Annotated in this window: 21 protein-coding genes, 2 rRNA genes and 2 pseudogenes; 16 read left to right on the top strand and 9 right to left on the bottom strand. The window is 64.4% G+C overall.

Features of this window, described 5'->3' with window-relative positions; genetic code table 11:
- Nucleotides 1-60 precede the first annotated feature (60 nt).
- Both ASC89_RS14735 and rrf read left to right on the top strand, forming a co-directional pair.
- A 23S ribosomal RNA gene (locus tag ASC89_RS14735) occupies nucleotides 61-2,789 on the top strand.
- Between the two features lie 126 nt (nucleotides 2,790-2,915).
- A 5S ribosomal RNA gene (gene rrf, locus ASC89_RS14740) occupies nucleotides 2,916-3,031 on the top strand.
- A 322-nt stretch (nucleotides 3,032-3,353) separates the two neighbouring features.
- Here the strand turns inward: rrf and ASC89_RS28965 are convergent.
- A pseudogene (locus ASC89_RS28965) lies at nucleotides 3,354-3,773 on the bottom strand (ATP-dependent DNA ligase); the annotation flags it as partial.
- Between the two features lies 1 nt (nucleotide 3,774).
- A pseudogene (locus ASC89_RS28970) lies at nucleotides 3,775-4,454 on the bottom strand (ATP-dependent DNA ligase); the annotation flags it as partial.
- Nucleotides 4,455-4,632: 178 nt separating this feature from the next.
- On the opposite strand from ASC89_RS28970, the gene ASC89_RS14750 reads away from it, so the two are divergent.
- From ASC89_RS14750 to ASC89_RS14770, 5 genes are all read left to right on the top strand, one after another.
- Complete coding sequence (locus ASC89_RS14750) at nucleotides 4,633-5,562, top strand: ABC transporter ATP-binding protein (RefSeq protein ID WP_055999042.1); 930 nt, start codon at nucleotides 4,633-4,635, stop codon at nucleotides 5,560-5,562.
- Nucleotides 5,559-6,320: an ABC transporter permease gene (locus ASC89_RS14755; RefSeq protein WP_055877740.1), complete on the top strand. Its 762-nt coding sequence runs from the start codon at nucleotides 5,559-5,561 to the stop codon at nucleotides 6,318-6,320. Before ASC89_RS14750 ends, ASC89_RS14755 begins: the two co-directional genes overlap by 4 nt.
- Before the next feature lie 63 nt (nucleotides 6,321-6,383).
- Nucleotides 6,384-6,950, top strand: coding sequence for a hypothetical protein (locus ASC89_RS14760; RefSeq protein ID WP_055999044.1), 567 nt, complete (start codon nucleotides 6,384-6,386; stop codon nucleotides 6,948-6,950).
- Nucleotides 6,919-7,398, top strand: a complete 480-nt coding sequence (locus ASC89_RS14765) for a DsrE family protein (protein WP_055999047.1) — start codon at nucleotides 6,919-6,921, stop codon at nucleotides 7,396-7,398. The genes ASC89_RS14760 and ASC89_RS14765 overlap by 32 nt, the downstream gene beginning before the upstream one ends.
- Nucleotides 7,399-7,474: 76 nt before the next feature.
- Nucleotides 7,475-8,479, top strand: a complete 1,005-nt coding sequence (locus ASC89_RS14770; RefSeq protein ID WP_082533394.1) for an alpha/beta hydrolase — start codon at nucleotides 7,475-7,477, stop codon at nucleotides 8,477-8,479.
- A 91-nt stretch (nucleotides 8,480-8,570) separates the two neighbouring features.
- On the opposite strand, the gene ASC89_RS14775 is transcribed toward ASC89_RS14770, so the two are convergent.
- The gene (locus ASC89_RS14775; RefSeq protein WP_055999050.1) at nucleotides 8,571-9,416 is read right to left on the bottom strand and encodes a hypothetical protein; all 846 of its coding nucleotides are present in this window, start codon (nucleotides 9,414-9,416) and stop codon (nucleotides 8,571-8,573) included.
- 138 nt (nucleotides 9,417-9,554) lie between these two features.
- Here ASC89_RS14775 and ASC89_RS14780 point away from each other — a divergent pair, with 138 nt between their 5' ends.
- Complete coding sequence (locus tag ASC89_RS14780) at nucleotides 9,555-10,535, top strand: aldo/keto reductase (protein WP_055999053.1); 981 nt, start codon at nucleotides 9,555-9,557, stop codon at nucleotides 10,533-10,535.
- Between the two features lie 33 nt (nucleotides 10,536-10,568).
- Entirely contained in the window at nucleotides 10,569-12,347 is a 1,779-nt protein-coding gene (locus ASC89_RS14785) for a tetratricopeptide repeat protein (RefSeq protein WP_156384639.1), read from the top strand.
- Nucleotides 12,348-12,605: 258 nt separating this feature from the next.
- Here the strand turns inward: ASC89_RS14785 and bfr are convergent, their stop codons facing one another.
- Nucleotides 12,606-13,091, bottom strand: coding sequence for a bacterioferritin (gene bfr, locus ASC89_RS14790; RefSeq protein ID WP_055877729.1), 486 nt, complete (start codon nucleotides 13,089-13,091; stop codon nucleotides 12,606-12,608).
- On the bottom strand, nucleotides 13,057-13,368 hold the full coding sequence (locus tag ASC89_RS28165) for a (2Fe-2S)-binding protein (RefSeq protein ID WP_082533395.1): 312 nt from the start codon (nucleotides 13,366-13,368) through the stop codon (nucleotides 13,057-13,059). The genes bfr and ASC89_RS28165 overlap by 35 nt, the downstream gene beginning before the upstream one ends.
- 150 nt (nucleotides 13,369-13,518) lie before the next feature.
- Between ASC89_RS28165 and ASC89_RS14795 the strand changes: the two genes are divergently transcribed.
- The 4 genes from ASC89_RS14795 (at nucleotide 13,519) to ASC89_RS14810 (ending at nucleotide 17,644) form a co-directional block, all read left to right on the top strand.
- Nucleotides 13,519-14,373, top strand: coding sequence for an alpha/beta hydrolase (locus ASC89_RS14795; protein WP_055999062.1), 855 nt, complete (start codon nucleotides 13,519-13,521; stop codon nucleotides 14,371-14,373).
- Nucleotides 14,370-15,647 (top strand): SEL1-like repeat protein, encoded by a 1,278-nt coding sequence (locus ASC89_RS14800; RefSeq protein ID WP_055999065.1) that lies wholly within the window; start codon nucleotides 14,370-14,372, stop codon nucleotides 15,645-15,647. The genes ASC89_RS14795 and ASC89_RS14800 overlap by 4 nt, the downstream gene beginning before the upstream one ends.
- A 278-nt stretch (nucleotides 15,648-15,925) precedes the next feature.
- Complete coding sequence (locus tag ASC89_RS14805; RefSeq protein WP_055999068.1) at nucleotides 15,926-16,345, top strand: YciI family protein; 420 nt, start codon at nucleotides 15,926-15,928, stop codon at nucleotides 16,343-16,345.
- A 42-nt stretch (nucleotides 16,346-16,387) separates the two neighbouring features.
- Nucleotides 16,388-17,644 carry an RNA polymerase sigma factor gene (locus tag ASC89_RS14810; RefSeq protein WP_055999071.1) on the top strand — a complete coding sequence of 419 codons (1,257 nt, stop codon included), beginning with the start codon at nucleotides 16,388-16,390 and terminating at the stop codon, nucleotides 17,642-17,644.
- A gap of 13 nt (nucleotides 17,645-17,657) precedes the next feature.
- On the opposite strand, the gene ASC89_RS14815 is transcribed toward ASC89_RS14810, so the two are convergent.
- The gene (locus ASC89_RS14815; RefSeq protein WP_055999074.1) at nucleotides 17,658-18,317 is read right to left on the bottom strand and encodes a TetR/AcrR family transcriptional regulator; all 660 of its coding nucleotides are present in this window, start codon (nucleotides 18,315-18,317) and stop codon (nucleotides 17,658-17,660) included.
- A 121-nt stretch (nucleotides 18,318-18,438) separates the two neighbouring features.
- Between ASC89_RS14815 and ASC89_RS14820 the strand changes: the two genes are divergently transcribed.
- Nucleotides 18,439-19,431, top strand: coding sequence for an NADPH:quinone oxidoreductase family protein (locus ASC89_RS14820; protein WP_055999077.1), 993 nt, complete (start codon nucleotides 18,439-18,441; stop codon nucleotides 19,429-19,431).
- Nucleotides 19,432-19,448: 17 nt separating this feature from the next.
- On the opposite strand, the gene ASC89_RS14825 is transcribed toward ASC89_RS14820, so the two are convergent.
- Complete coding sequence (locus tag ASC89_RS14825; protein WP_200940453.1) at nucleotides 19,449-20,840, bottom strand: PLP-dependent aminotransferase family protein; 1,392 nt, start codon at nucleotides 20,838-20,840, stop codon at nucleotides 19,449-19,451.
- Nucleotides 20,841-20,928: 88 nt separating this feature from the next.
- Between ASC89_RS14825 and ASC89_RS14830 the strand changes: the two genes are divergently transcribed.
- Together ASC89_RS14830 and ASC89_RS14835 are read left to right on the top strand one after the other, a co-directional pair.
- Nucleotides 20,929-21,138 (top strand): hypothetical protein, encoded by a 210-nt coding sequence (locus ASC89_RS14830; protein WP_055999083.1) that lies wholly within the window; start codon nucleotides 20,929-20,931, stop codon nucleotides 21,136-21,138.
- Between the two features lie 66 nt (nucleotides 21,139-21,204).
- The gene (locus ASC89_RS14835; protein ID WP_055877710.1) at nucleotides 21,205-21,552 is read left to right on the top strand and encodes a putative quinol monooxygenase; all 348 of its coding nucleotides are present in this window, start codon (nucleotides 21,205-21,207) and stop codon (nucleotides 21,550-21,552) included.
- An 81-nt stretch (nucleotides 21,553-21,633) separates the two neighbouring features.
- On the opposite strand, the gene ASC89_RS14840 is transcribed toward ASC89_RS14835, so the two are convergent.
- Both ASC89_RS14840 and ASC89_RS14845 read right to left on the bottom strand, forming a co-directional pair.
- The gene (locus tag ASC89_RS14840; RefSeq protein ID WP_055877707.1) at nucleotides 21,634-22,320 is read right to left on the bottom strand and encodes a DUF599 domain-containing protein; all 687 of its coding nucleotides are present in this window, start codon (nucleotides 22,318-22,320) and stop codon (nucleotides 21,634-21,636) included.
- A gap of 65 nt (nucleotides 22,321-22,385) precedes the next feature.
- Nucleotides 22,386-22,598 carry a hypothetical protein gene (locus tag ASC89_RS14845; RefSeq protein ID WP_055999086.1) on the bottom strand — a complete coding sequence of 71 codons (213 nt, stop codon included), beginning with the start codon at nucleotides 22,596-22,598 and terminating at the stop codon, nucleotides 22,386-22,388.
- Nucleotides 22,599-22,731: the final 133 nt, after the last annotated feature.

The raw sequence follows: 22,731 nt of genomic DNA on the forward strand, positions 1-22,731 counted from the left end.
CGATGACCAGGCGGCCTTTCAAGAGGGGCTGGCTGTGTTGCGGGTATAGATAATGAGAACGATCAAGTGCCTTAAGTGCATCTAGTGGATGCCTTGGCGCATGCAGGCGATGAAGGACGTAATACGCTGCGATAAGCCCCGGGGAGCTGCGAATAAGCTTTGATCCGAGGATTTCCGAATGGGGCAACCCGACCATTTAGGTCACCCGAAAGGGAGCTAACCCAGGGAACTGAAACATCTAAGTACCTGGAGGAAAGGACATCAACCGAGACTCCGTTAGTAGTGGCGAGCGAACGCGGACCAGGCCAGTGGCCAGGGTGTAAGAACGGGAACAACATGGAAATGTTGGCCATAGTGGGTGATAGCCCCGTACCGGTAGAAAGCACCTTGGTCCTCGAGTAAGGCGGGACACGTGAAATCCTGTCTGAACATGGGTAGACCACTATCCAAGCCTAAGTACTCGCATGCGACCGATAGCGAACAAGTACCGTGAGGGAAAGGTGAAAAGCACCCCGACGAGGGGAGTGAAATAGTTCCTGAAACTGGATGCATACAAACAGTCGGAGCCCAAGACGCGTTCTGGGTGACGGCGTACCTCTTGTATAATGGGTCATCGACTTAGTCTAACTAGCAAGCTTAAGCCGTTAGGTGTAGGCGCAGCGAAAGCGAGTCTGAATAGGGCGTCAAGTTAGTTGGATTAGACCCGAACCCGAGTGATCTAGCCATGTGCAGGCTGAAGGTAAGGTAACACTTACTGGAGGGCCGAACCCACGTAAGTTGAAAATTACGGGGATGACGTGTGGCTAGGGGTGAAAGGCCAATCAAACTCGGAAATAGCTGGTTCTCCGCGAAAGATATTTAGGTATCGCCTCAGACGAATACCTCAGGGGGTAGAGCACTGGATGGGCTAGGGGGTCTCACCGACTTACCAAACCTAACCAAACTCCGAATACCTGAGAGTACTATCTGGGAGACAGACGGTGGGTGCTAACGTCCATCGTCAAGAGGGAAACAACCCTGACCTACAGCTAAGGTCCCCAAGTCATGGTTAAGTGGGAAAGCATGTGGGAATGCTTAGACAACCAGGAGGTTGGCTTAGAAGCAGCCATCCTTTAAAGATAGCGTAACAGCTCACTGGTCAAGCGTTCCTGCGGCGAAGATGTAACGGGGCTCAAACCATGCACCGAAGCTTAGGGTTTGCAACTTGTTGCAAGCGGTAGCGGAGCGTTCCGTAAGCCTGCGAAGGGATACTCGTGAGAGATCCTGGAGGTATCGGAAGTGCGAATGATGACATGAGTAGCGATAAAGAGGGTGAGAGACCCTCTCGCCGTAAGTCCAAGGGTTCCTGCGCAATGCTAATCAGCGCAGGGTTAGCCGGCCCCTAAGTCGAGGCAGACATGCGTAGACGATGGGAACCACGTTAATATTCGTGGGCCTGGTGGTAGTGACGGATCGCGCGGGTTCGTATCCCCTTATTGGATTGGGGGTGCGATGAGCCGGTTCCAGGAAATAGCTCCACCAACATAGACCGTACCCTAAACCGACACAGGTGGACAGGTAGAGCATACCAAGGCGCTTGAGAGAACTATGCTGAAGGAACTCGGCAAATTGCACGCGTAACTTCGGGATAAGCGTGACTTCTATTTGGGCAACCGGATAGAAGTGGCACAAAAAAGGGGGTAGCGACTGTTTATCAAAAACACAGGGCTCTGCGAAGTAGCAATACGACGTATAGGGTCTGACGCCTGCCCGGTGCCGGAAGGTTAAATGGAGAGGTGCAAGCTTTGAAATGAAGCCCCGGTAAACGGCGGCCGTAACTATAACGGTCCTAAGGTAGCGAAATTCCTTGTCGGGTAAGTTCCGACCTGCACGAATGGCGTAACGACTTCCCCACTGTCTCCAGCATAGACTCAGCGAAATTGAATTCCCCGTGAAGATGCGGGGTTCCTGCGGTCAGACGGAAAGACCCCATGAACCTTTACTATAGCTTTGCGCTGGCACTTGTGTCGGCATGTGCAGGATAGGTGGTAGGCTTTGAAGCCGGGACGCCAGTCTCGGTGGAGCCGCAAGATGAGATACCACCCTTATCGTCATAGGTGTCTAACCGCGATGTAACAGCATCCGGGACAGCGCATGGTGGGTAGTTTGACTGGGGCGGTCGCCTCCCAAAGAGTAACGGAGGCGCGCGATGGTGGGCTCAGGACGGTCGGAAATCGTCCGCTGAGTGCAATGGCATAAGCCTGCCTGACTGCGAGACTGACAAGTCGAGCAGAGACGAAAGTCGGTCATAGTGATCCGGTGGTCCCGCGTGGAAGGGCCATCGCTCAACGAATAAAAGGTACTCTGGGGATAACAGGCTGATACTGCCCAAGAGTCCATATCGACGGCAGTGTTTGGCACCTCGATGTCGGCTCATCACATCCTGGGGCTGGAGCAGGTCCCAAGGGTATGGCTGTTCGCCATTTAAAGTGGTACGTGAGCTGGGTTCAGAACGTCGTGAGACAGTTCGGTCCCTATCTGCCGTGGGTGTAGGAATGTTGAGAAGAGCTGACCCTAGTACGAGAGGACCGGGTTGGACGAATCTCTGGTGGACCTGTTGTCGCGCCAGCGGCATTGCAGGGTAGCTATATTCGGACGGGATAACTGCTGAAAGCATCTAAGCAGGAAGCCTCCTTCAAAACGAGCATTCCCTTGAGAGCCGTGGAAGACCACCACGTTGATAGGCTGGATGTGGAAGCGCCGTGAGGTGTGAAGCTGACCAGTACTAATAGCTCGATTGGCTTGATCGTTCTCATTAATCCATGCCCGCAAACAGCGGCACGGAACGAGTGATCGGCACCCAAGATCAAAAAATCATCTGCTAGGCTAGCCGCCAGCAGCATGGAACCAGAATTCACACGCATGTTTTTCGCCGATCTGGTGGTAATTGCGAGGAGCCCAGAACCCGATCCCATCCCGAACTCGACCGTTAAACTCCTTTGCGCCGATGGTACTAAGTCTCAAGGCTTGGGAGAGTAGGTCGCTGCCAGGTCTGCCAAAAACATGCGTTCTCTTAACGACTAGAAAACAACAAAACCCCGCCCGCGTAAGCCGGCGGGGTTTTGCTTTGTCCGCTCAAACGCGCCGCAAGGTAGACCGCCCCTCTGAGCTCGTACTTGCAGTCGGGACTCCCTCTCCCGCCTGCGGGGGAGGGGAACCACGCGAAAGCGTGGTGGGAGGGGGGAGCCCCACGCACTGATGGTGGGCGGACTGGGCTTGGCTCAGTGTCTGCCGCACCCCCCTCCCACCAGCCTGTCGGCTGGTCCCCCCTCCCCCGTAAACGGGAGAGGGAGTCCCGACTGCGGGCTTCGGTGCTATCGTCCCAGCTGCTCCATCCCGCATTGGTCCGCACGCTTGTCAGGACGCCAGCGCAGTAACCGCGTCCCATGCCGGAAGCGCTCGCCGCTCACATGGTCGTAGGACACTTCCACCACCAGCTCGGGCCGCAGCGCCTCGTAGCGCTCGGTCCGCTCCGTCGACCAGCGGCTCGGACCGCCCGGCGAACGACCGGTAAAGCCGGGGCCATCCGCCAACGCCTCGAGCCGCCGCGTCAGCTCGGGCTTGTTCTCCTCGGCCAGCGCCGAGGTGAAACCCACATGGTGCAGCTTGCCGGCCTCGTCATAGAGCCCGAGCAGCAGCGAGCCCACCAGCTTGCTGCCGGCGCCATAGCGAAAGCCACCGACCACGCAGTCCGCCGTACGGATCCGCTTGATCTTCAGCAGCTCACGCTCACCNAGCGAGCCCACCAGCTTGCTGCCGGCGCCATAGCGAAAGCCACCGACCACGCAGTCCGCCGTACGGATCCGCTTGATCTTCAGCAGCTCACGCTCACCGCCCGCATAGGCCGCATCAAGACGCTTCGCCATCACCCCGTCGACGTCACCACCAGAACCAGAAAGCCACAAGGTCGCCTCGGCGCGATCAGTGGTCACCGGAGACAGACGCAGACCTGGGCGTTGGATGGCGGCAAAGAAGCGCTCGAGCTCGTGACGCCGCTCGGAAAGCGGCCGCGTTGCCAATGGCTTAGCGTCCGGCCCCAGCAGCAGGTCGAATAGCACGTAGACGGCGGGATGCTCCGCTGCCAGCTTGTTCACCCGGCTCGCTGCAGGATGCAGACGCTGCTGCAGCGCGTCGAAACTGAGGTGCCCATTGACCGGAATGGTCAGCTCGCCATCGAGCACGAAGTCGCCGTCGGGCAGCGCTTCAAGTAACTTGACCATATCCGGAAAGTAACGCCCTAGCGGCTTTCCCGATTTCGCAAACAACGCGACAGCGCCGCCTTGCTTGACGGCGATGCAGCGGAAGCCGTCCCATTTCGGTTCGAACTGCCAGCCGGCGTCTTGCGGCAGCTCCTCGACCGAGCGGGCCTCCATGGCGGCGAACGGCATCTGCTGCGGAGCGGCGTCGGCGGACATCTGCGTCTCCTTGCCAAGAGGAAGTGGGAACGAGGCTAGCCGACCAGCCTGGCGCTGTCTCGTCCGGTCAGAACGCCTCGCCTGCCCATAAGGGCAGGTCGAAGTTACCTCACGGTTCGTTGAACTCAGCTGCGGTGCGTCGCATATGGTGGGCCTAACGGAGTTCGGGAGGGCGAACATGCCGGATGCAGTCATTACCATTGCCGACCTGTCCAAGACCTATGCGTCGGGGTTCGCGGCGCTGAAGCATGTCAGCCTCGAGATCGAGCGCGGCGAGATCCTGGCGCTGCTCGGACCGAACGGGGCGGGCAAGACCACTTTGATCTCGATTATCTGCGGGATCGTGACGCCATCTGATGGTACGGTGACGGTCGATGGCCACGACATCGTGCGTGACTATCGCGACTCGCGCAAAATGATCGGGCTGGTGCCGCAGGAGCTCACCACCGACGCCTTCGAAACGGTGTGGGCCACGGTCAGCCACAGCCGCGGGCTGTTCGGCAAGAAGCCGAACCCCGAGCATCTCGAAAAGGTGCTGCGCGAGCTCAGCCTGTGGGACAAGAAGGACAGCAAGATCATGCAGTTGTCCGGCGGCATGAAGCGCCGGGTGATGATCGCCAAGGCGCTGAGCCACGAGCCGGAGGTGCTGTTCCTCGACGAGCCGACCGCCGGCGTCGATGTCGAACTGCGCAAGGACATGTGGGCGATGATCCGCCGGCTGCGCGCCGCCGGCACGACGATCATCCTCACCACGCATTACATCGCCGAAGCCGAAGAGATGGCCGACCGCATCGGCATCATCCAGCATGGCGAGCTGGTGCTGGTCGAGGAGAAAGCCGAGCTGATGCGCAAGCTCGGCAAGAAGCAGCTGACCCTGACGCTGCAGGAGCGGCTCGATGCCTTGCCCGAGGCGCTGCAGCCCTATGCGCTGGAGCTCGCCGCCGACGGCGAAAGCCTCGTTTACACCTATGACGCGCAGGGCGAGCGGAGCGGCATCAGCGGACTGCTCGCCGATCTCGGCAGCGCCGGCGTCCGTTTCCGCGATTTGAGGACCAGCGAAAGCTCGCTCGAGGATATTTTCGTCAGCCTGGTGAGGGACGCGCCATGAATGTCGAAGCGATCAAGGCCATCTACAAGTTTGAGATGGCGCGGACCTTCCGCACGCCGCTGCAGTCGCTGATCTCGCCGGTGATCTCGACTTCGCTCTATTTCGTGGTGTTCGGCGCTGCCATCGGCTCGCGCATCACCGAGATCGAGGGCGTCAGCTATGGCGCATTCATCCTGCCTGGACTGATCATGCTGATGATCCTCACCCAGTCGGTGGCCAACGGCTCGTTCGGCATCTACTTCCCGAAATTCCTCGGCACCATCTACGAGCTGCTTTCGGCGCCGGTGTCGTCGTTCGAGACGGTGGTCGGCTATGTCGGCGCCGCGGCGACGAAGTCGATCATCCTTGGGGTGCTGGTGCTGGCGACGGCATGGTTCTTCGTTCCCATCCGCATCGATCATCCGTTCTGGATGCTGGCATTCCTGGTGCTGACCGCCATCACCTTCAGTCTTGTCGGCTTCATTATCGGCATCTGGGCCAAGGGGATGGAGCAGCTGCAGACGGTGCCGCTGTTAATCATCACGCCGCTGACCTTTCTGGGCGGCACGTTCTATTCGCTCAGCGTGCTGCCGCCATTCTGGCAGGCGGTGTCGCTGTTCAATCCGGTGGTCTACCTGATCAGCGGTTTCCGCTGGGCCTTCTACGGTATCGCCGATGTCGACATTTCCATCAGCGTTGCCGCGACGCTCGGCTTTCTCGCCATCTGCCTTGGCATCGTCAGCTGGATGTTCCGGACCGGCTATCGGCTGAAGTCGTAAGGGATGCCGGCTTTCATTGCCGGTTCATCCGCCACGGGCTAGCCTCGTGAGCGGAGGTCGATCATGCGCGCCATCTCTGTCGCCCTGAGTCTCGTTCTCGCGTCAGGTCCGGTGCTTGCCGCCGGGGCGCAGAACGATCAGCTGTTGTTCGGCCGCGATCCGGGGAAGGATCGGGTGTTTGCCTGCTTTACCCGCCAGTACGACGCCAAGCATCTGAGCCAGCACGAGGCGCAGAACGTCACTGCGATGACGCTCCTGGTCGACAGCAGCGAGGATGCCGATTACGGGCGGCAATATGTGCTGTCGATCGGCGTCAATTTCCGCGGCGTCGACGAGCAGTTCCAGGTGTCGGGCTCGTGCGGGCTCGACGAGGAGGGCAACAAGTTGCTCGGCTGCGGTATCGACTGCGACGGCGGGCAGATCGACGTGAAGCTGCGCGACAAGGACTCGATCGCCGTCGAGATCCCCTATGGGGCCCGCACCTGGGATCCGGAATCGGAAGGCGAGCCACCGGCCGAGGCGGCTTTCGGCACCGATGACAAGGTGTTCTGGCTCTATCGCACCGATCTCAGGAACTGCCTGCCGCTGGAGTATGATGATGCCGGCAAAGCCCTCCTCGCCGCCCAGTGAGCCGGTCAGCCGGCGTGGCCTCGTGGCGCGTCTCGTCGCGGCGGCAGCTGCGGGCGCCGCCGTGTTCAACGGTGAAGCGCGCGCCGCGTCGCCGGCCGTGCCGCGCGTCGCCTACCACCTCAGCGACATGGACAAAGTGGGCTTCGTCCTCGGCAACATCGCCAACCATATCGAGGGCATGGGTGGGCCGGACAAGGTCGCCATCGTGCTCGTCGTGCATGGGCCGGCGCTCAATGCGTTCCGGCACGCCTCGGCCAACCCGGATCTCACCCGCAAGCTTTCGAAGGCCAATGCGCAGGGCGTCGGCCTTGAAGCCTGCGGCAACACGCTCGAGGCCCAGAAGCTGGAGCTGGCTGACCTGTTGCCCGGTTTCGTCCGGGTCGATCAGGGCGGGGTCACCCGTCTCGCGCAGCTGCAGGCTGAAGGCTATGCCTATCTCAGGCCGTGATCGCTAAACTGGTCACAAAATCTTCAGGTTCCTCGGCCATCAGTCGGCGCGACTCCCGAACTGACCAGGCCCCCGAATGACCAGGATTTTCAGCACCGCCCTGCGGTTCGCCCTTGCTTTGTCGCTCCTCGCTGCCTCGGTGCTGCCGACGCTGGCGCAGGTAACGATCTTTTCGCCGTTCAACATCGCCGAGGCGATGGACCAGGGCGTCAAGAAGGTTGCCGACATTCCCTATGCGGATGGGCAGCGCAAGAAGCTCGACATCTATCGCCCCGAAAAGATCGAGGGCACGGCGCCGGTGGTAATGTTCATCTATGGCGGCAGCTGGCGCGCCGGCGACAAGTTCGAATACGAGTTCGCCGGCCGGGCCCTGGCCGCTGCCGGGTTCGTTGCGGTGATCGCCGACTACCGGCTGTGGCCGGAGGTCAAGTATCCGGATTTCCTCGAGGATTGCGCGCAGGCAATGCGCTGGATCCAGGACAATATCGCGCTCTATGACGGCGATCCGAACCGCTTCTTCGTCGCCGGCCATTCGGCGGGCGCCTATAACGCGGTGATGCTGGGGCTCGATTCCTCGTTCCGCCGCGACTACGACGTCACCATGCCGATCCGGGCGATCGCCGGCATTTCCGGGCCCTACAACTTCTACCCGTTCGAGTACGACCAGGTGCGCGACACCTTCGGGCCGGCGCCGAGCCCTGAGGGTACGCAGCCGATCAACCTCGTCACCAGCGACGCGCCGCCGATCTTCCTCGCCAGCGGCACCTCCGACCCGATCGTCCGGGTGCAGAACTCCGAGGCGCTGGCCAAGAAGCTGCGCGAGCAGGGCATCTGGGTCACCGAGAAATACTACCCGGGCTTCGGCCACCTCGAGCCGGTGATTGCGCTGGGCGCGATGATGCGGTTCCGCATGCCGATCCTCAACGACATGGTCGAGTTCTTCCAGACCTTCGGCGCCTTCCCTTCGGGCACGCCGCGTCCGGTGTTCACGCCCGATCCGCCCGAGAGCAACATGACGGCGGTGATCAAGAAGATGGACGACGTGCTGGCGCCGATCGATGGCGGGCGGCGCAACGAGTAGCAGCCAAGAGGCCGGCGCGTGCTGGCCCCCACCCCTGTCCCCTCCCCACAAGGGGGAGGGAGACCCTCACGCTGGCATTTCGGCACCAGGTCTAGACGTTGACGCTCTGCATGCGCGCTGCAAACGCTTCGCCGAAGGCCGACATGCCGTCGGCGACGATGCGGCCCACGGCGTAGGCGGCGACGGCGTAGAATTTCTGCGCCGCCGGGGTGCGGAGGAACTCGATGTAGCGGTCGAGGTCGGCATCGGTCAGGTCGCGATAGACATAGGCCATCATGGCGCGCTGGGTGCGGCCGACATCGGCCAGCAGCCCCGGCATCATCGCCTCGACCTGCGTGTCGATCTCCTGCCAGGGCACCGTGACCTCGCCCTGCTGGTGCGAGACCGAAAGCCCGAGCAGCAGCGCCCGCACCGACTGGCCGACCATGGCGGCAGATATCTCGGCCGAGACCAGCTCCATCAGCGCTTCGATCTGGGTCTGGCGGATCACCGACGCGGTCGTGACCAGCTTCTGGCCTTCGGCGATCGCGGCGATCTGCGCCTCAGGCCCGAGCCGCGCCGCGTCACGCTCGAGGACAGTCATCCGCTGGCCGAAGCTGGAGTGAAAGAACGTCCCCAGCACGGCCTGCTCGTCGGCCGAGAACTTGCCTTCGAGCGCCTTGCGCAAGCGGCGATGCAGGTCGCCAGCATCGAACACCGCTTTCGCGGTGGCCTCCCAATGCTTCAGAAAGATCTCGTCACTGGAGATTTCCTCGGCCCGGGCCGAGGCTGCGATGGTGGCGCCGAACTGGGTGAAGACCTCGTCCAGCGCCGTCGCCCGCATCAGTTCGGCGACAGCGATCTGCTGGCTCTGCGCCAGGGCGGGGCGGATGGCGGCGAGCGGTGAAGCGACTGGCGTCAGCAGCAGCGCGAGCACGGCGAGCGATCGGATCAGCATTCTTGCGCGTCCCCCAGTTCACTGAGACTAGCGCAGCAGTCCGCTTTGCGCCAATGCGCGCCACGGATTTCCGCACAGGACTTGCCCGTAGCCCCTTGAGGACTGCTAAACTCGTGTACAAACAACGGAGTGCCCACCATGCAATATACCCGGCTCGGTCATACCGGCCTCGAAGTCAGCCGGATCTGTCTTGGCTGCATGTCGTTCGGCGAGCCGAAACGGGGCTCGCATGAGTGGACGCTCGATGAGGCGGCGAGCCGGCCGATCCTGCGCGCCGCATGGGAAGCCGGGATCAACTTCTACGATACCGCCAACGTCTATTCGCTCGGCTCGAGCGAGGAGATCGTCGGCAAGGTGCTGCTCGAAATGGCGCCGCGAGACGAACTGGTGATCGCCACCAAGGTCAATGGCGAGATGCGCCAGGGGGCGAACGGCAAGGGGCTGAGCCGCAAGGCGATCCTCGCCGAGATCGACAACTCGCTGCGCCGGCTCGGCACCGACTATGTCGACCTCTATCAGATCCACCGGTTCGATCCGGCGACGCCGATCGAGGAGACGCTGGAGGCGCTCAACGACGTCGTCCGAGCCGGCAAGGCCCGTTACATCGGAGCCTCGTCGATGGCGGCGTGGCAGTTTTTGAAGATGCTGATGACCTCGGACAAGCACGGCTGGGCGCGTTTCGTTTCGATGCAGAACCAGCTCAACCTGATCGAGCGCGAGGAGGAGCGCGAGATGCTACCGCTCTGTATCGACCAGGGTATCGGCGTCATCCCGTGGTCGCCGCTGGCGCGCGGCCGGCTGGCCCGCCCATGGGGCGAGAGCACCGAGCGGATGGAAACCGACATCTACGGCAAGACCCTGTATCTCAGGGATGAAGCGGCCAACCAGGCGATCAATGCAGTGGTCGGCGAGATCGCCGGGGCGCGTGGGGTGAAGATGGCGCAGGTGGCGCTGGCCTGGGTGCTGCAGAAGCAGCCGGTGAGCGCGCCGATCGTCGGCGTCACCAAACTCGCGCAGCTCGAGGATGCCGTGGGGGCGCTCGAGGTGGTTCTGGGCGCCGACGAGGTGGCGCGGCTCGAGGCGCCGCATCACTCGACGACGACGGCGAGCTTCCGCTAGGCTCAATGGACGGCAAGGGACAGGGGGTTGGTCGTGGCATTGTGCAGCAAGAACAGCGTCGTAGGTCATGTCGTTCTGTCCGCACTGGCATTGGCGGGCCCCCTGCTGCCGGCGAGTGCCAGCGCGGAGGATGCGGCGACCGCATCGATCTGCGGCATGGCCGCGGCGTCGCAGTACGAATCCGGCTATGCGGGGTTCGGCCGCGAGCTCAGCCGGATCGATCCGGCCATTGCCATCCCGGCCTGCGAGGAGGCGGTGAAGGCGGCGCCTGACGCGGTGGCCAGTCAGGCGTGGCTGGCGCGGGCCCTGCTGGCCGATGGACAGACCGAAGCGGCTTTGCCGGTACTGGAGACGGCGGTGGCCGGCGACAGCCCGCTGGGGCGGCAATTGCTGGCCGATGTGCTGTTCGGCGATCTCGGCTATGTCGCAACGACCGACGATGTGCGGGCGCTCGAAGTGCTGCGCCCGGCGGCCGAGGCCGGCTTCGCGCCGGCTCAGCTCAGCCTCGGCTTTGCTTACGACATGGGACGCGGCGTGGCGGAGGACGACGCGATCGCCGCCTCCTGGTACATGCGGGCCGCCCAGCAGGGCGAGGCCCGGTCCGCCAGCAACCTTGGCTATCTCTACCATGGCGGCGCCGGGGTCGAGCTCGACTACGCGCAGGCGATGTTCTGGTACCAGAAGGGTGCCGACAAGGGCGACGTGGTCGGCATCTACGGCGTCGGCCAGCTCTACGAATTCGGCCAGGGCGTCGAGCTCGACTACGTCAAGGCGGCCGAGCAGTTCCAGCGCGGCGCCGAGATGGGCGATTCCTATTCGCAGAACGATCTCGGCTATCTCTACGAGACCGGGCAGGGGGTCAGCGAGGACGCGGTCGAGGCTGCGCGCTACTACCAGATGGCCGCCGACCAGGGCTATGCGCTGGCGAGCGCCAACCTCGGGCAGCTCTACAGCACCGGGCGCGGGGTGGAGCGGGATTTCGACCGCGCCTTCGAGCTCTATTCCTATGCGCATGACCAGGGCGAAGTTGGCGGCACAGTCGGGCTGGCGCAGGCCTATCTCTATGGCGAAGGCGTGCCGGTCGATCTCGAGACGGCGCGCAGCTTTGCCGAGCAGGCGGCCGATGCCGGCGCGAGCTATGGGCAGTCGACGCTCGGCGCGATCTATGCCGATGGCACCGGCGTGGCGCGCGACTTCAACCGCGCCATCGAGCTGTTCGACCTCGCCGCGGCGCAGGGCAACGATTATGCCGCCGGCCGGGCGGCGGAAGTACGGGCCGAGCAGACCTGCGGGCTGATCGCCGCGACCCGCTACGAGACGGGTTTTGAGGTGTCGGGCGTCGAGCTCGAGCGGATCGACGCCGACACCGCCATCCCGGTCTGCGAGAAGGCGGTGGCGCTGGATGCGGCGTCGCTCGAGAACAAGGCCTGGTATGCCCGCACCTTGATCGCTGATGGACGACAGTCGGAAGCGGTGCCGCTGCTCGAAGAAGCGGCCGATGGTGAGTTCATCCCGGCCAAGGCGCTGCTTGCCGACCTGCTGCTCTGGGGGCATGGGGTGGACGAGAACCCCGCGCGCGCCGTGACGCTCTATCGGTCGGCCGTGGAACACGATTTTCCGCCGGCCGAGTTCGGGCTGGGTGTCGCCTACCAGAACGGCCGGGGCGTTCCCGCCGATCCGGTGCTGGCGGCGAAATGGTATGGGCTGGCGGCAAAGCATGGGATCGCGATGGCGGCGGACCGGTTGGCCGATCTCGACCGCGGGACCGTGGAGCCGCAGAGCGGGCCGATGCGGGCGGGGCCGCGGAGTTAGCTCGACTGCTCAGTCCGCGTGCTTGGCTACCCCTCACCCTGGCCCTCTCCCCAGAGGGGAGAGGGGACGCACTTTGCACCGTCGGTGCCACAACGCCCCCTCGCCCCTCCAAGGGGCGCAATAAGCGCTCCCGGGGGAGAGGGCGGCGATAAGGCCGGAGGCCTTATCGCGAGGTGAGGGGCGCCAAGCACTCCGAACTCCCAACAAAAAAGCCGGCCGCCACAGGCAGCCGGCTTCGAAATGTCAGCGACAGCAGCCTTATTCGGCCTTGTCGGCGCTGTCGGAGTTGAGCTGGCCGTACTTCTCGACGCCGATCGCGTTGAGCAGCTGCAGCTGGCTCTCGAGGAAATCGATGTGGCCTTCTTCGTCGGCCAGCAGTTCCTCGAACAGGTTCTTACTCACATAGTCGCCCAGCGACTCGCAGAGCTCGCGCGAGGCCTTGTAGGCCTTGCGGGCGTCATACTCGCCGGCGAGATCGCACTCGAGCACTTCCTTGATGGTCTGGCCGATGCGCAGCGGCGCCACGCGCTGCAGGTTCGGGTGACCTTCGAGGAAGATGATGCGCTCGATCAGCTTGTCGGCGTGATGCATCTCTTCGATGGATTCGGCACGTTCCTTGGCCGCCAGCTTGGTGTAGCCCCAGTCGCTCAGGATGCGAAAATGCACCCAGTACTGGTTCACGGCCCCGAGTTCGAGGAACAAAGCCTCGTTAAGCCGCTCGATGACCTGTGCTTCGCCTTTCATTACGACCTCCTTGGCGCTTACGACGCATGGCCGAAAGCCGCGCGTGCACCACGGGTGCGTCGGCGGGTTTTTCGGCCAATTGGAGGTGGTACTCTTCCGTCACCGTGATGATAATGTCCACCACATTCGGAACGCAGCCGGCGCATTTGCAGCGCTTCGCCAGCTCCCGGTAAACCATCGCAGGCACGATGATTTGCCAGGGATCCTCACGCAAAAGCCCGACGATAACCTGCTTGATCTCCCTGTCGGTGATCACATTGCACTGGCAGACAAGCATGGGCAGAAAAACGGCGTCGGCTGTGAGGTTCGGGCGGCATAGAGCGCCGACGAAACCTGATTGTCAATGTCAGATAATGCCGCACGCCGAATCACGAAACCATCGCCGGCCCCATCCGTATCTATCCGGGCGCTTTCTCAGGTTCCTTTGATGTCCTTCTCCCTCGTTGGTCTGCTCAACTTCGCCAGCCCCGGGGATCGCCGGTCACGACGGCTGGCCTCGGGGCTGAACTATGGCGCGCGGCCGAAGCAGAGGCTCGATGTCTATGGCCCGCGCCAGGCGAGCGGACCGGTGCCTGTCGTCATCTACATCTATGGTGGCGCCTGGAACGAGGGAGACCGGCGCGATTTCGCCTTCGTGGCGCGCTGGCTCGCCGGGCTCGGTTATCTGGTCGTCGTGCCGGATTACCGGGTGCTGCCCGAGGTGGAATATCCGGTGTTCCTCGAGGATTGCGCCGAGGCCGTACGCTGGACACTGCAGCATGCTGCCGGGTTCGGCGGCGATGCGTCGCGGCTGGCGCTGGCGGGCCATTCGGCCGGCGCTTACAACGCGGTGATGCTGGCGCTGCAGCCGAGCTATGGCGTGGCCGATGCCATCGACGCGGTGGTCGGGCTCTCCGGCCCCTACAACTTCTATCCGTTCGACGTGCCGATCAGCATCCGCACCTTCAGCGGCGCCGCCGACCCGCTGGCGACGCAGCCGGTGAACCTCGTCAGCAGCGCCGCCCCACCGATGTTCCTCGCCAGCGCCGATGGCGATACGGTGGTCGGGCCGCAGAATACCGTGGCGCTGGCCCACCGGCTGCGCGAGCACGGCGTCGCCGTCATCGAACGGCATTTCCCCGGCTTCACTCATCCCTCGACACTGCTTGAACTGGGGAGCCTGCTCAGCCGCCGCTCCAGCCTCGCCGGCGAGGTGGCCGAGTTCCTCGCGCACACATTGCGGCTGGCGCCACCCGACAGCGACGCTATGATCGGCGCGCGCAAAGAGGGAGCAGGGCGATGAGGTTGCGACAGACGCTGGCGGCAGGCGCCGTGTTGGCCCTCGGATTCGGGATCGCTCCGACATTGGCCAGCGAGCTGTTCGATGCCTGTGCCGCGAAGGCCGCGAGTTCCTGGGAAGCGGGCTACGCCGAAATTGGCCTCGATGGCAGCGCCATGGATACCGCGGCCGCCATCGACGCCTGCACCGCGGCGCTGGCCGAGGACCCGGAATCGGCAGTGCTCAAGGCCTGGCTCGGCCGTGCCTATGACGTCGCTGGCGACTCGGCGCAGGCGGCCACCTATCTCGAGCCGGCAGCGACAGCCGGCAACGCGCTGGCGCAGACCAGTTTCGGCGACATGCTGATCGTCGGGCAAGGCATCGCGCAGGACATGACGCGTGGCGCGGAGCTGTTGAAGCTCGCCGCCGATGCCGGCTTCGCCCCGGCACAGGATAGCCTCGGACTCTCCTATGATTACGGCGAAGGCGTCGGGCAGGATTACCTCGAGGCATCGCGCTGGTACCGCAAGGCGGCGGAGCAGGGCCTGCCGCGGGCGATGGCCAATCTCGGCTCGCTCTATGCCGAGGGGCTGGGGCTCGACCGGGACCTGGTTGCCGCGGCAGCCTGGTACCAGCGCGCCGCCGACAAGGGCGATAGCCGCGCCCAGTACAACCTCGGCAGCCTGTTTGAAACCGGGGCGCTGGGCGAGCCGGATTATGCTCGCGCCGCTGCCCTCTACCAGGCGGCGGCCGACCAGAACCATGGGCTGGCGCTCAATGCGCTCGGCTATTTCAAGCAGCATGGCTACGGCCTCGCCCCCGACCTCGAAGGCGCCGCGGCGCTCTATCAGCAGGCGGCCGACCAGGGGATCGCGCAGGCGCAAGGCAACCTGGCGCTGCTGTATGAAGACGGGACCGGAGTCGCGCAGGATTTCGCACTGGCGCGCCAGCTCTATCGGCAGGCTTCGCAAAGCGGCAACACCGACGCGGCGGTCAATCTGGGGCTGATGTATCTCAACGGCGCCGGCGGGGTGCGCGACCTCGACAAGGCGCTGAGCTTCACCCAGCAGGCAGCCGACCAGGGCAACCCGATCGGGCTCAACAACCTCGGCCATCTCTATGAGAACGGCCTCGCGGTGGCGCAGAACCCCGCTACGGCGCTGGCGCTTTACCAGCAGTCGGCCGGCCTCGGCTATCAGCCCGCGGCGGACAACCACAAGCGGCTGGAGGCGTCGCTGCAGGCGCCCACCGAGACGCCGACAGTGAAGACATATCCGAAGAGCAAGATCGACAACTGACTTTCGATAGGCACCCAAACCGGCTCTAAACTCGGTGTCATCCCAGCGAAAGCTGGGACCCATTTCGAGCCCGCGTCGAGGGACAGACGGACGAGGGCAAGGCCCTCGCCGTGGGGGGCAGTTTTCGTTGGGATGACATCGAGCATGAATAGGCGACTGTGCGCCGTCGCCGGCGGTAGCACATCGTCGAAAAACCTCCGGACAGTGTCCTTTTGCGAAAGCCCCGTTCGTCGTTGTGGCACCAGCTCGATGCGAGCGGTCACTCAAGGAGATAGACGATGCGTGTGATGGTGTTGGGAAAAGCCACCGAGGGCAATAACGGCGAGCCGCCGACCAAAGAGGCGTTCGCGGCGATGGACCGCTTCATCGAGGAGCTGGTCAAGGCAGGCGTGCTGGTGGCGGGCGCCGGACTCAAGGCCGGAGCCGAGGCCAAGCGGATCACCATCGATGGGGACAAGCGCACCATCATCGATGGGCCATTTGCCGAAACGCGCGAACTGGTGGCCGGCTTCCAGATCTGGGAGGTCAAGGACATGGACGAGGCGCTGGCCTGGCTCAAGCGCTACCCCGCCATGCCCGGCAAGAACGAGATCGAGCTCAGGCCGTTCATGGAAGCGGCGGACCTTGCCGACTACGTGACGCCCGAAGAGCTCGCCACCCCGCGCGAGGGCGAACGCGGCAAGCTAGGGGTCGCGTAAAACCCGCCTTGCCCGTCTCACCGGTCTGGCCGAAAAGACGGTATGAGCAGGGACGAGACGCAGCGGGCGATCGAGGCCAGTTTCCGCATCGAACGGGCGAGGCTCATCGCGGGTCTCGCCCGCATGGTGCAGAGCATCGATCGGGCCGAGGAGCTGGCGCAGGAGGCGCTGCTGGTTGCGCTCAACGAATGGCCGAAGACGGGGGTTCCGGCCAATCCCGGCGCCTGGCTGATGACCGCCGCCAAGCGCCGCGCCATCGACGCCATCCGGCACGAGCGGATGCGGGAGCGCAAGCACGGCGAGATCGCCCAGACGCTGGAGGAGGCGTCCGATGACGCGGCCATGGCGATCGAGGCAGCGCTCGACGACGAGGTCGGCGATGAGCTGCTGGGGCTGATCTTTGTTGCCTGCCACCCGATGCTCACGGCCGAAGCGCGCGCCGCGCTGACGCTGCGGGTGATCGGCGGGCTGACGACAGACGAGATCGCCCGGGCCTTTCTCTCCACCGAGGCGGCGATCGCCAAGCGCATCGTCCGGGCCAAACAGGCGATAGCTGCGGCGGAGCTGAGCTTCGAGGTACCGCGCGGCGGCGAGCGGGCAGCACGGCTGCCCTCGGTGCTGGAAGTGATCTACCTGATCTTCAATGAGGGCTATGCCGCGACCTCGGGCGATGATCCGGTCCGTCCGGGACTCTGCCTCGAAGGGCAGCGGCTGGGGCGTATGCTGGCCGGGTTGATGCCCGACGACGCCGAAGTGTTCGGGCTCCTGGCATTGATGGAGATCCAGGCCTCGCGCCTTGCGGCGCGCCTCGGCCCGGAGGGGGCGCTGGTGCCGCTGACGGCGCAGGATCGGACGCGGTGGGACCAGTTGCTGATCCGCCGCGGCCTCGAGGCGCTGGCGCGGGCTGAGGCGCTCGATGGGGGTGGACCCTATGTGCTGCAGGCGGCGCTCGCCGCCTGCCACGCCCGCGCCCGCAGCGCCGCCGACACCGACTGGGGGCGCATCGCGGCGCTCTATGACCGCTTGCGCGTGGCGGCGCCGTCGCCGGTGGTCGATCTCAACCGCGCCATTGCCCACAGCATGGCCTTTGGACCCGAGGCAGGGCTCAGGCTGCTCGATGCGATCGCCGATGATCCGGCGCTTCGCAGCTACGCACCGCTGCCGGCGGCGCGGGGCGATTTTCTGTTCCGAGCCGGGCGGTTCAGTGAAGCGCGTGGGCAATTCGAGGCAGCCGCGAAGCTGACCCGCAATGCCGGGGAAGCGGCGTTTCTGCGCGCCCGCGCCGCGGCGTGCCGGTGACGGCACATAACCGTCAGGTCACGGCGGGCTCGCCCGCAGTCTGCTTGGCTCGGCGAGCTTCGAGTGCAGCTGCGGCCAGCGTGTCCCAGGCGGCCATGGCGCAACTGATCACCACTTCCAGTTCGGCCCGGCTGGCGCCGTCCCGGGCTTCGATCGACAGGCCGTGCATCACGGTGGTGTAGTAGCGGGCAATGCCGGTCAATTGAGTGTCGCCGACCGCAAGATCGCCGTCGGCAACGCCACGCGCCAGCCGCTCGCGGATCTCGCGGTATTGCGCGTGGCGCACGCTGGCGAGGAATTCGCGGACCGGGTGGTTCTCCACTGCGCCGGTCGGCGCGGCGAGCACCAGCATGCAGCCGCGCGGCGAATTCGGGATGGTAATGGTGTCGGCGACGGCGCGCAGCATGGCGTGGATCGCCTCGCGGGCGGTCGGCTGCTCGCGCAGTGCGATTCTTGGCGGCTGTCCCTGCGTTGCGGCATTGAGCGCGACCGCCTCGCGAAACAGCTCTTCCTTGCTGCCGAACGAGGCGTAGATGCTGGCCGACGCGATCCCCATGACCTCGGTCAGGTCCTTCATCGACGTTCCCTCGTAACCACGCTCCCAGAACAGATCCATGGCGCTGCGAAGCGCGACGTCTCGGTCGAATGTGCGTGGCCTGCCGCGCGCTGCCATGAGGTTTCCTTTTTTGGTCGATCGACAAACTATAGCTTGACGGAGCTGCGGACGCCATGCAGTTATTTGTTTGTCGATCAACAAACAATAGACATCGGCGCTTCCAGCAAGGACCAGTTCAATGAGCATCCCCGCCAGCATGCGTGCCCTGCAGCAAACATCCCTGAACGGTCCGCAGGACCTGAGGATGATCACCGACGCGCCGGTGCCGGCGCCAGGCCCCGGGCAGGTTCTCGTCCGGGTCAACGCTGCCGGCGTCAACATCGCCGATCTTTCGCAGGCGCATGGCACGTTTCGCGGTGGGCCCCGGCCACCCTATCTCGCCGGCTTTGAGGCGACAGGCGAGGTGGTCGCCTTGGGCGAAGGCGTAACCAACCCGGTGCTCGGGGCGGAAGTCATCGGCGTCGGTCACGGCGCATTCGCCGAGTACATGGTGCTGCCGGCAGTTGCCGCGGTGCCGATCCCCCCGGGGTGGAGCGGCGAGCAGGCGCTCGGGCTGGTGGTCAACCTGCCGACGGCGATCGCGGCGCTCAAGCCGATGGGGCAACTGGCCGAGGGCCAGACGGTGCTGATCCATGCCGCCGCCGGGGCGACCGGCCAGGCTGCAGTGAAGATCGCCAAGCACTACGGCGCGATAGTGATCGGCACGGCTTCACCGGAAAAGCATGAGGTGGTGCGATCGCTGGGGGCCGACCATGTGCTCGACTCGCGCAGCGACAACCTTGCCGCCCAGGTGCTGGCGCTTACCGGTGGTATCGGCGCCGACCTCGTCATCGAGTCGGTCGGCGGCGAGACTTTTGCCGCCAGCCTCGCGGCGACGCGACGGGTTACCGGCCGGGTCGTGGTGACCGGGCTGCCGGCCGGCGAGGCGTCGCTCAGCAACTGGGACCTCGTCTACGAGCACCAGGTCCAGATCATCGGCTTCAACATGGGCAAGCTGATCCAGGCGGCGCCGCGGATCTTCGGCGAAGTCATGGGCGAGTTGTTCAGCCTCATCGGCGCCGGTGTCCTCACCCCGGTGCAGCCGACGATCTACAAGCTTGACGATGGGCCGCGAGCCCTCGCCGCCCTTGAAGGTCGCGCCAGCATCGGCAAGTTGGCGCTGCGGGTCTGACGCGATCCCATCCCCGCCTAGCCGTCGAGCAGGCCGACCAGGGTGCGGAAGGCGGTGCGCAGCACCGCCTCGGGCATGTTGGCGTAGCTGAGCAGCAATGTGCTCGCCTCGGGCGCCACGCTGAGATAGAGCCGCCGCATGAACGCCACCCCCATGTCGCGCTTCACGGCGCTCTCACGGATCGCGGCTTCGTTGAGGCGCCGACGGAAGCGGACGGTGGCGTGGAGGCCCGCCGAGATGCCGCTGACTTCGCCCTCGGGCAGGTCCGTGCTGATGGCGGCCAGCAGCGCCTCGCGGCGGTCACGGTAGACGCCGCGCATCTTGCGCAGGTGCCGGTCGTAGTTGCCGGACGAGATGAAATGGGCGAGCGCGAACTGGTCGATGCGGCTGCGGCCGTAATCCATTAGCAGCAATTCGCGCTCGAGCCCGGGCAGAAGATCGGCCGGCACCACCAGCCAGCCGAGGCGCAGCGCCGGAGCGAGGGTTTTGCTGGCGGTTCCAGCATATACGACGACGTCCGGGGCGAGCCCCTGCAACGCGCCGACCGGCGCCCGGTCGTAGCGGAACTCGCCGTCATAATCGTCCTCGATGGCGATGGCATTGTTGCTGCGCAGCCAGCTGGCGAGCGCCAAGCGGCGGGCGCCGCTCAGCACCACGCCAGTCGGGGATTGGTGCGCCGGCGTCAGCAGCACCGCTTGCGCCGCACTGCGGCTGAGGGCTGCAACGTCGATGCCATCTTCATCCACCCGGATCGGGATCAGGCTCAGCCCCGCCTCGAGCCAGGCGTCATAGCTGGCATAGCCTGGCTCTTCGACGGCCAGCTGGGTGACGCCGCGCCGCCGTAGGGCCCGGGCGAGGAAACCACGGGCCTGCTCGAAGCCGCCGGTCACGAGGATCTGGCGCGGATCGGCACTGACGCCGCGGGCCCGGCCGAGATAGTCGGCCAGCGCCTGGCGCAGTGGCCAGACGCCGAAGCGCTGGGCATAGCCGAAATTGCTCGATGTCATGGTCTTGAGCGCAGCTTCGACCGCCTTGAGCCAGAGCTGCGAGGGAAAAGTCGAGAGGTCAGGGATACCGGGGCGGAAATCGTACCGAAAGATCGCGGTGGTGAAGAGCTCGGGCGGAAACTCCCGCCGCTCGTGTCGTGGGGCGGTGTCAGCCACGCGGGGCACTGCCCCCTGTCGCAGCGCCAGATAGCCCTCGGCGGCGAGCTGGGAGTAGGCCTCCATCACCAGCGGTCGCGAGATCCCCAGATGCAGGGCGAGGTCGCGGGTCGATGGCAGTTCGCCTCCCGGCCGCAAGGTCCCGTTACGGATGGCATCGCGCAGCTGCCGCTCGAGCTGGGCGCGCATCGGCTCGCCCGCGTCTCGGTCGACCGCGATCAGCAGTTCGATGTGGCGACTGGACAACTCAATCGGCTCCAACTGGTCATTACTCGCCTAACCAGTTTGCCCTAATTTCCTGACTGTCCGCTAGTCGAACAGTCGGAGAAGCCAAATGGGCCTCGTTGACGTTATCCACGATCATGTCGTTCCGCCGTCCTGTGCCGGCTTGTTGCGAGCCGTCGACAGCTGGCTGGCGGATCGTCGGGCGGCGCGGCAGCGGCGCATGGCGCTGCAGAGCCTGCTGTTCACTCCCGAACACCGGCTGCGCGATCTGGGGATCAGCCACGACGTGCTGATCGAGGCGTTCGGGCAGCACCGCTGAAGCAGCACTGCCTACCACATTTCAAACCCCGCCCGGCGGGGCAGTCATTTCGAAAAGGAAAACATCATGGAAGAGATCAAGGGCGTCGCCCGTGCAGTCATTCGGCCCGGCAAGCTGGCGGAATACAAGGCGCTGTGCGAACAGGCGATGGAGATCGTCCGCACCCAGGACACCGGCACGCTGCAATACGAGATCTTCTTCAACGAGGATGAGAGCGAGGCGATCGTCTACGAGCGTTATCGCGATATCGATGCAGCGCTGGAGCACTTCGCCCATATCGGGCATCTGATGGCGCCACTGATGGCGACGGCTGATGTCAGCGGCGAGTTGCTGGGCAAATGGAGCGAGAAAATGCAGCTGGGTGGCGGCGGCCCCAAGCTCTATCAGCCGTGGCGGGTGTTCCAGGACCTCTAGCCTCGCACCTCCAGGTTTTTTGACTCGTCGCGCTTTCGAACCGGAAAAGTCTGCAACTTTTCCTGAAAGCGCTCCAACGCGTCAGCCGTGTTCCTTCTCGCGCCGGCTGGCGAGGACGGCGATGGACGCGGCGACGCGGTGGGCGGTGGAGAAGAACTCGCGGTGGATCAGGAAAGCCACCGTGACGAGGCTCGCCCCTACCGCCAGCCATTCATTGGCGAACCAGGCGACCATCGGCACGGCGAAATAGTAGGCGCGAATGCCGTTGTTGAAGTTCTTGGCCGCCAGCGTGTTGAGCTGGGCGATGCCGTCGATCTCGTCGCGGGCGACGTGCTCGGAATGCTCGATGGCGCCGAGCAGGATGCAGAAGTGGTTGAACTGGCGTAGTGCCAGGGTGAACGAGAAAAAGCTCAGAACGAAGATGGCGAGCGTCGCGAACAGATGGATCTGTACGTCCTGCGTGGTGTAACTCGCCTTCAGCCCGACGGTGGTCAGCGTGTCGGTCAGCGCGGTGAGATTGCCGAAGGCGGTGAACACCGCCAGCACCAGCAGCACCGAAGTCGAAGCGAGAAAGCTCACCGAACCCATCAGGTTGCCAGCGAGGATGGCATCGAGCGGCGTGTCGCGTTTCACCGCATTGGCCACCCAGCGGCGGCGCTGCATCGACATGATTACCGACAGCGACGGCCGCTTCCGCTCCAGCAACGGCACGCCATAGTTGTAGGCGAACCAGCAGATCAGCGGGAAAAGTGTCGCGAACAGCGTCATGGCGCCCGGAGTCCCTCGGGGAATCGATGGCTCCTTTATAGCGCCGTGACGCTGCCTGGAAACGCTCAGATAAAGGGTGGCGACAGCAGGGAAACGAAGCGCATGCCTTCGGCGGGGTCGCGCTGCTCTTCCGCCGGGGCCGGCCACTTGCCGTCGAGCACCGCGGCATCGCGCTCGCTGCGGGTCAGGCGCCATTCGGGCCCGAAGAACGGCTTCTGCCGGTCGTCGCCCGGCGGCAGGTCATCGCGCGGGGTCAGGATTCCAACAAAGTGCAGCACGGCATAACTCCTCGGTTGGGTCGGCCCCGCCACCTACAGGGGGAAGCAGCGGGGCCGCGTTGCCGCCGGGAAGGGAGGAGGGAACCCGGCGTATGCAAAGAGAATGACAAACCCTATCGGATTGGTCGAGAAT

Origin of the sequence: Devosia sp. Root413D1 (genome assembly GCF_001425235.1) — a bacterium.
In the GTDB taxonomy this organism is placed as follows: Bacteria; Pseudomonadota; Alphaproteobacteria; order Rhizobiales; family Devosiaceae; genus Devosia_A.